Genomic DNA, 7,201 nt, shown 5'->3' on the forward strand with positions numbered 1-7,201 from the left:
CCTGCTGAATGTTGGAGAGGGCAATGAAAAAGTCGTATTCGATGGCCATGGCAGCGCTGACGATGGCAGTCGTGCCGTTTTCAGCAAATGCGCAGGAGCGGCAGAGCGTGCCGTTCGAAAAGTTTAAGACGCTCGTCGATCTTCTCGTCAGCCAAGGATCGATCTCTCAGCAGCAGGCGGATGCACTTATCGCGGACAGCACCACGCCCGTTTCACCAACTATTGAGATCACACAAGCTCCTGCTTCCGCAACCAATGCAACGGCTGTGGCCCAAGGGATCGGGCGACGCCCAACGGACGATCCGCCACTCGCCTTGGCTGCAACCGCAACGCCGCAACGCCAGGGCCGCCGGCCCAGCTACTCTGCGCCGCCCGCTGCCACCCCAGAGGCCATTCAGCAAGCAAAGGACAGCGGCACGGTTTCGGTTGATTGGTCCGAAGGCGCACCGCGGTTCACGTCGCCGGGCGGCTTCACCTTCCGACCGCGCGGACGCGCATTGATGGATGTGCAAAGCACAGGAGGCTCGCGCTTCGCCGGTCGCAACATCACGACGACCGGTGCGCGTGGCATCCGGATCGGCTTCGAGGGGACGTTCGGGCCGCACCTGTTCTATCAGGCGGAGGCCGACTTCAGTGACGGAACGTCCGAAATCCAAAGCGCATATGTTGGCTGGCGAACAAAGCTGCGTGACGACATCACGACGGAATTCAACTTCGGTTCTCGTCTTCTGGAGCGGGCGGTGGAAGGCTCAACCAGCTCGGACCAGATCCCATTCATGGAACGCAACGCAGTGGCCTTGGCAATGTCACCGGTTGCCGGCTCGTTCGGGGTCGGATTGACGTCCAAAACCTTCGGACCGGGCTGGCACGTCACCGCCCAGGTGGTTGGTGAGCCGGTCAATGGCGATGCCGCCTCGGACGATACGTTGACCCTGCTCGCCCGCGCTCACGTTAATCCGCTCCGCACGGACCGCCTGACTTTCCATGTTGGCGGCTGGATCTATCACGAGCGCTTCTCGGACTCACTGGACGCCCTGCAGATCAACCTTCGCGTGGCCAACCGTTTCAACGACAATCTGCGCATTGCCAGCGGACCGCTGGGCAACCCGCGATCGTCGCTGGCTTATGGCGGAGAGCTTGGCCTCATTTCTGAGGGACGCTGGCTATTTGGCGAGTATGGGCGCCGCAACATCCGTAGCGACGCATTGGCGTCTCCGATCGCCCTGAGCGCCTGGAGCGTGTCCGGTGGCTGGATGCTGACGGGCGAAGACGCGCCTTATTCACGCCGTGGCGGCGTATTTGCGACGCCCAATGTCCGCCATCCTGTCAACGACGGTGGTTGGGGCGCGATCGGGGCCTTGGCGCGCTACGAGGGCACGGACTTTGCCGACGCACCGCGTGGCGGAACGAGCAATGCGCTGACGCTTGGCGTTAATTGGTATCTGAACAACATTGCTCAGGTGATGGTGAACTACATCCATTCCACGACAAACAATCGTACCGGCGATTATCAAGGCCGTGATACCGCCGACACGATATCCACTCGTTTTCAAGTGTCGTTCTGAACGAGATCAAAGTCGAAGGCGGTCGGTAACGCGTTCTTTCGGAGACTCGCATCGTCCGTTTTGGCGCTGCGAACATCGGAGAGGTGGCGACTCATGTAGAATGAAGCCGCCTCCCGATCTCCTGCAAGCAGGAGATCGGCTAGCTGGACATGTTCGCGGCACAACTCGAGAGCGCGGTTACGGTCGACCGCGCGGCGGTATTCGATCAGCCGTCGCAAGCGATTGATGCGCCGCAAACTGTCGATGAAAAAGCTGTTGCGGCTACACTCGATGACCGCCTCGTGAAACGCGCTATTGATGTTGAATAGCTCGCGCGAAGAGATTGACCAGATGTCGCCATTTATCAGCGTCATCTGCTTGTCTCGGCAGTTTTGGATCAGTGCCCGATCCAGGACAAAACTTTCTTCAAGGATCGCGGCCGGCTCGATCACCATGCGGAAGCGAAAGCTGTCTTTGTAGGCAGCCATCGAATTAAGAATTGGCAGGAAAGTCCAGCCATGACCTGGCAACCGTTCGATCCAGCCTTCGCCAGCAGCGCGGTGCAGGACGTGCGACAGTTCGCTGCGGCCGACGTCGTATCGCCGCATCAGCTCATTCTCAGTGACGCGATCGTCCAGTTTGCCTGACATGCGATCTTCGGCAAGTAGGCTGTAAAGGTGTTCGTCGTTACGGTGCACCGCGTGAAGATTGGCGGGTGCCTCGGGTCGATCGGCTCGCACGACATACCCGCCCCTTGCCTCTTTGCCGACAACACCCTCTGCCTCCAGCAGGCGAAGGGCCGCGCGTACCGGTGACCGGGATACCCGGAATTGCTCGGCAATGCGCCGTTCCGCCAGCCGCTCCCCAACCTCGATACCCTCGGACGCAATCCACTGTGTCAGCTGGACAGCGATGGTTGCCGCGAGGGAGGAAGGACTGTTCTCTTGAAGCATGTGAAGTCGGGGGGCCCGCAGCCTTATTCAGTTATAATCAGTTTGGTGCCCGCTGGTGGAGATGACAAGCGGTTTAGGCAGGTTGAGAGCCGGCCTCTCATCGGCAGTGACGGCCAAGCGTCCGGAAGCCCGATTAATATCGTCTTCGTGCCTAAGGCTGACCGCGCTCGTCAGCACGACAACCATTCGCGCAGAAGCGAGGCAGTCTCAAGCGGACTTTCCATGGCCGGCAGATGCCCGCAGCCCTTGAACACGTGCAGCCGCGAGCCTTGTACGGCCTGATGCATCTCGTTCGCGCATGCGGGCGGCGTTGTAACGTCGCCATCGCCTACTGCGACCAGGGTGGGGACGGCGATGCGGCTCAACGTCGAACGTGCATCGCGACGGGTCATGATGGCCTCTTGCTGGCGAATGAAGGCCGTCTTGCCGATCCGGACCGCCATGGTGCGAAGATCAGCAGCGACGTGTCCGTCAAAATGCTGCGGATGAACGAGTTGTTTAAGCAGGCCGTGAGTGACCCCGACGAAGCGCCCTCGACGCAAGGACGCAATCCCGCGAAGGCGTTCATCTCGGCGCTCGGCCGTTTCAGGACGTGCGCTCGTACTCAGGAGCGCAAGCCTTGTCACCCGTTCGGGTGCCAGTCGCATGATCTCGAGTGCGACGTACCCACCCATGGACAGGCCTGCGAGCGAGAAGCGAGACGGCGCGCTTGCGAGCACTCGGCGTGCCATTCCCTCAACCGTATCGTCGAGCGTCAGATCGGCCACGACAGGCGCGGCGATGTCGGCAAGCGCCTCGACCTGCGAACGCCAAAGGTGCTGGTCGCAGAGCAGCCCCGGCAACAGAATCAGCGGTTGATGCGTGACAAACTGAGTACGCGCCGAAGGGTGCGCGAGACTGGTCGCGTTAGCACCGTTTGGGTGACTGGTCTGAGAATATGCAACGGCAAGGTTCGTCATGACGCCTCCTGCAGCAAGTGATAAGCGAGCCAACAGCTATCTGTACAATACATAGAAAAGCCATTTTCGATCGCTTTTGGAAATATCATGGAACTCCGTCACATCCGCTATTTTCTAGCGGTCGCCGAGGCGCGCAACTTTACCCGGGCGGCGTTCTCGCTCGGGATTGGTCAGCCGCCACTCAGCCAACAGATCAAAAATCTTGAAGCTGAGGTAGATGCCGTTCTGTTTCGACGTACCGGAAGCGGGGCCGAACTCACCGCCGCAGGCCACGCCTTCCTCAGGGAGGTTCGAGACATGCCCAACCAAGCCCATCTTGCCGCAGAGTCTGCCCGACGGGCGGCCCGCGGCGAAACGGGTTCAATACGCTTGGGCTATACCGGCTCGGCAGCCTTCAATCCGCATGTCCCGACCAGCATCCGAGCGTTCCGGAGGCGGTTTCCCGAGGTCGAACTCTCTCTACAGGAGTCCAATTCTAACGGTCTGGTCGAAGGCTTGGTCGACGGCACTCTCGATGCAGCGTTCCTGCGATCCGAAGCGGCCGGGGGCGAGGAGTTGACGATCTACGAATTCGAACGCGAGCCGATGATCGCTGCTCTTCCTACCACGAGGATGGAACACGGCCTGCCGATTTCGCTGGCCGACCTGCGCGATGATCCGTTCATCATGACCCCGCGTCCGTTGGGCCCGACCCTTTACGACGCCACGATGACGGCGTGTCACGCAGCTGGTTTCGATCCTGTCCTTGGTCAGACGGCGCCGCAGATCGCATCGGTTATCGCCCTCGTCGCGGCAGAGATGGGAGTCGCGCTGGTGCCCGCATCGATGCGGGATGTCGCCATGCGTGGCATCAGCTATCATGACCTCGTCGATCACGTGCCGTTTGCATCGCTCGGCATTGCGCACCGTCGCGGCGATCACTCACCGACGGTGGCGGCGTTCATCACAGAGGTTCGTTTCGCTTCCTCGGATTCCAAATAGCACCGGCGTCACGGCAAGACTTCATTAACGCTGGCTCGAGTCATCTGGAACTGAAGTAAGCGTCATTATAGGATGGGCGTGGGCGGCGGAAGGTTCCTCTGGTTCTTGAACCGGAGGAACGTGAGTATCTGGAGCGGCAGTTCCGCCGGCGGCGGGTGGTGCGCTCGATGTCCAAGCGGTGCCGGATCATCCTGCGATATAGGGAGGGCATCCAGAGCAAGGTCGTTGCCGCCGAGTTGGGCGTCCATGAGCATACCGTCGGCAAGTGGCGGCGGCGCTTCCTGAAGGATCGTGTCGAGGGGCTGCTGGACGCTGGACGAGGCCCGACCCGGTCGGCTGCGGACGATCGATGACGATCAGGTTGCCGCGGTGATCGAGCAGACGCTGCGTTCGACGCCTGCCGATGCGACCCATTGGTCGATCCGCTCGATGGCGGGCGTCACCGCCTTCTCCCATACCACGATCCGGCGCATCTGGACGGCATTCGGGTTGCAGCTGCATCGCGCCGAGACGTCCGAGCTGTCGAGCGACCCGTTGTTCGTCGACAAGGTGCACGACATCGTCGGGCTCTAGGTTGCGTCGATCATGACCGTCTGTGGCTCCGCGCCAGTTGCAGCCAAACCTTCCATCATCCGCGTGAACACGCCAGCCTCGCCCCAACGCTTCCACCGATTGTACAGCGTCTTGTGCGGGCCGTACTCGCGGGGTGCATCTCGCCAGCGCAGCCCATTGCGGTTGACGAATACGATGCCACTCGGCACCCGCCGGTCGTCTACCCTCGGCCTGCCGTGGCTCTTGGGAAAGAACGGCCGCAGCCGCTCGATCTGCTCATCCGTCAGCTAAAACGGGTCACTCATCCCGGTCTACTTGCGGAGCCTGAATCAGATCGCGACGCTCATATCAATGGGTCCCGACCCAGGCTTACCGGCAACAGGCTTGACGCCGGTCCATCCAAAGCGAAGTAGAGCCACTGGACATCGATCCTGACCCGATATCGCGAGGATTTGAATGCAACCGGCTGAAAGTGGCGGTAAACTGTACCGCAGAATCGTACAAGCGCTCATCACCGACATCACCAACGGTGTGTTCATGGTCGGCGAACGCCTTCCGGCCGAGAGAGATCTCACTGAACGATTTCAAGTCAGTCGGCCAACCATTCGCGAGGCGATGATCGCCCTTGAAATGAAAGGTATCGTCGAGGCTCGTAAGGGTTCGGGCGTTTTTGTGCTCGCTTCCTCCTCTATCGAAGCGGATCAGGAACTTGACATCGGTGCGTTCGAGATTACCGAAGCGCGTCGCATGCTGGAAGGCGAGGTCGCGGCCGTTGCCGCAACCGAGATCACCGAACCCCAATTGATGGAACTTCGCGGCCTGCTGGCCGAAATGGAGCAGGACGACAACGATGCAGCCGAAGATGCCGATCGCCGCTTCCACATCGCAATCGCCGAAGCGACCGGCAATGCCGTAATTATTTCAGCGGTAAAGGATTTTTGGGATCTGCGGTTTCGCTCGCCGCTCGCGCGTGAAGTTTTGGCGAAAGCCGGTAGTCTGGGCACCGAGAGCCGCATGGCAGAACACGGCCGCATTCTGACTGCACTTGAATCGCATTCGCCAACTGATGCCCGCCTAGCCATGCGCGACCACCTTTCCCGCGTAATTGACCATCTCTTGCACGTCACCGAAACCGAAGCGGTCGAGCGCGCTCGCGCCGTAACCAACGAGCGGCGCCGCGCGTTAGCCCGTCGTTTCGCCTGACCGACCTGCCGGTTGGAGGGGCTCGGTACCTACAATGCGGGCCGTCATGCCCGGTCGGACCAACTTTAAGCAGAACAGCGCACAAGGCGCCGTATCGCCTAACGACATGATTGCCATCCGCTCCGGTCTTGAACTGCCGGGTGCGGTTTACAACGATAGCAGTCCGCAACTCCGTAAAAATTCTCCGGCGCGATCGATATTTTCGTCCGATTCCTCACCGAGTGCCATCTTTTACCCAAGGACTGCATAAGGCGCATCGTTTGAAGGCAGGGGGATCCCGCCGCGCTTGGTTATGACATAGCCTGCCAAAGTGTGTCCCGCAGTCGCGCTGTCCTTGATCGAACGCCCGCTTACCCGGGCATGCAAATAGCCTGCGTTAAAGGCGTCGCCCGCACCAGTCGTGTCGATCGGCGCGACTGGTGCGGGTACCGGATGGATTGCACCGTTCGCGAAACAACCTCCGCTACCCAACTTCACGACGACCTCGCTGACGCCTCGTTCACGCCAAGACCGATCGATGGCCACAGGATCGTCGAGGCCGGTGAGCGACAGTTCGTCCTCCCGGGTAGGCAGTCCAATATCCACAAGGGTGATAGCCCGTGCATGGACTGCGCGGGCGGCCTTTTCGCTGTCCCACAAGGCCGATCGATAATTGCTGTCGAACGCGACGCGTCCACCGCCATCGCGCACCCGCACGCACAGATCGAACACTATCTCGCGTCCTTCAGGCGGCAGGATCGCCAAGCTAATCATCGAAAAATAGAGGACGTCTACCTTATCACCGGCTGCGAGAACGTCGGCATTGTCGGCTAACGCAAACATTTGCCGCGCGGCGCTGTCTTTGCGCCAATAGGTGAAGGTTCGTTCGCCATCAGAATCCGTGGTGATCGCATATAGCGCCGGTCCCCGCGTAGGATCGACCCGGGCGAGCGACAGGTCCAGCCCGGAGAGGTGGCTCGGCAAATCTGGACAGGCTGCTAAGTGGAGTTTCTGCCTGAAGGCGGCCAGC

General features: G+C 60.6%; 6 protein-coding genes and 2 pseudogenes. 4 read left to right on the top strand and 4 right to left on the bottom strand.

The window, feature by feature from the left end:
- Nucleotides 1–23 precede the first annotated feature (23 nt).
- On the top strand, nt 24–1,565 hold the full coding sequence (locus tag ASE78_RS10625; RefSeq protein ID WP_162236493.1) for an OprO/OprP family phosphate-selective porin: 1,542 nt from the start codon (nt 24–26) through the stop codon (nt 1,563–1,565).
- Here the strand turns inward: ASE78_RS10625 and ASE78_RS10630 are convergent.
- Entirely contained in the window at nt 1,550–2,497 is a 948-nt protein-coding gene (locus ASE78_RS10630; protein ID WP_082467149.1) for a GntR family transcriptional regulator, read from the bottom strand. The genes ASE78_RS10625 and ASE78_RS10630 overlap by 16 nt on opposite strands.
- 170 nt (nt 2,498–2,667) lie before the next feature.
- A complete protein-coding gene (locus ASE78_RS10635) occupies nt 2,668–3,456 on the bottom strand; it encodes an alpha/beta fold hydrolase (protein WP_082467150.1) in 789 nt (262 codons plus the stop codon).
- A gap of 87 nt (nt 3,457–3,543) precedes the next feature.
- Between ASE78_RS10635 and ASE78_RS10640 the strand changes: the two genes are divergently transcribed.
- Both ASE78_RS10640 and ASE78_RS10645 read left to right on the top strand, forming a co-directional pair.
- Nucleotides 3,544–4,437, top strand: a complete 894-nt coding sequence (locus tag ASE78_RS10640; protein WP_056496787.1) for a LysR family transcriptional regulator — start codon at nt 3,544–3,546, stop codon at nt 4,435–4,437.
- A gap of 98 nt (nt 4,438–4,535) precedes the next feature.
- A pseudogene (locus ASE78_RS10645) lies at nt 4,536–5,007 on the top strand (helix-turn-helix domain-containing protein); the annotation flags it as partial.
- Nucleotides 5,008–5,009: 2 nt separating this feature from the next.
- On the opposite strand, the pseudogene ASE78_RS18320 reads toward ASE78_RS10645, so the two are convergent.
- Nucleotides 5,010–5,276 (bottom strand): annotated as a pseudogene (locus tag ASE78_RS18320) (transposase); the annotation flags it as partial.
- A 169-nt stretch (nt 5,277–5,445) separates the two neighbouring features.
- On the opposite strand from ASE78_RS18320, the gene ASE78_RS10650 reads away from it, so the two are divergent.
- On the top strand, nt 5,446–6,192 hold the full coding sequence (locus ASE78_RS10650; protein WP_056496789.1) for a FadR/GntR family transcriptional regulator: 747 nt from the start codon (nt 5,446–5,448) through the stop codon (nt 6,190–6,192).
- A 231-nt stretch (nt 6,193–6,423) separates the two neighbouring features.
- On the opposite strand, the gene ASE78_RS10655 is transcribed toward ASE78_RS10650, so the two are convergent.
- Nucleotides 6,424–7,201, bottom strand: a 778-nt coding sequence (locus ASE78_RS10655; RefSeq protein WP_235515011.1) for a sugar kinase, incomplete at its 5' end; no start/stop codon positions are given.

Origin of the sequence: Sphingomonas sp. Leaf25, assembly GCF_001421635.1 — a bacterium.
In the GTDB taxonomy this organism is placed as follows: Bacteria; Pseudomonadota; Alphaproteobacteria; order Sphingomonadales; family Sphingomonadaceae; genus Sphingomonas.

Excerpts from the sequence above, each read along its gene's own strand:
- ASE78_RS10625 (WP_162236493.1), top strand. The coding sequence starts at position 24 with ATGAAAAAGTCGTATTCGATGGCCATGGCAGCGCTGACGATGGCAGTC.
- ASE78_RS10630 (WP_082467149.1), bottom strand. The coding sequence starts at position 2,497 with ATGCTTCAAGAGAACAGTCCTTCCTCCCTCGCGGCAACCATCGCTGTC.
- ASE78_RS10635 (WP_082467150.1), bottom strand. The coding sequence starts at position 3,456 with ATGACGAACCTTGCCGTTGCATATTCTCAGACCAGTCACCCAAACGGT.
- ASE78_RS10640 (WP_056496787.1), top strand. The coding sequence starts at position 3,544 with ATGGAACTCCGTCACATCCGCTATTTTCTAGCGGTCGCCGAGGCGCGC.
- ASE78_RS10650 (WP_056496789.1), top strand. The coding sequence starts at position 5,446 with ATGCAACCGGCTGAAAGTGGCGGTAAACTGTACCGCAGAATCGTACAA.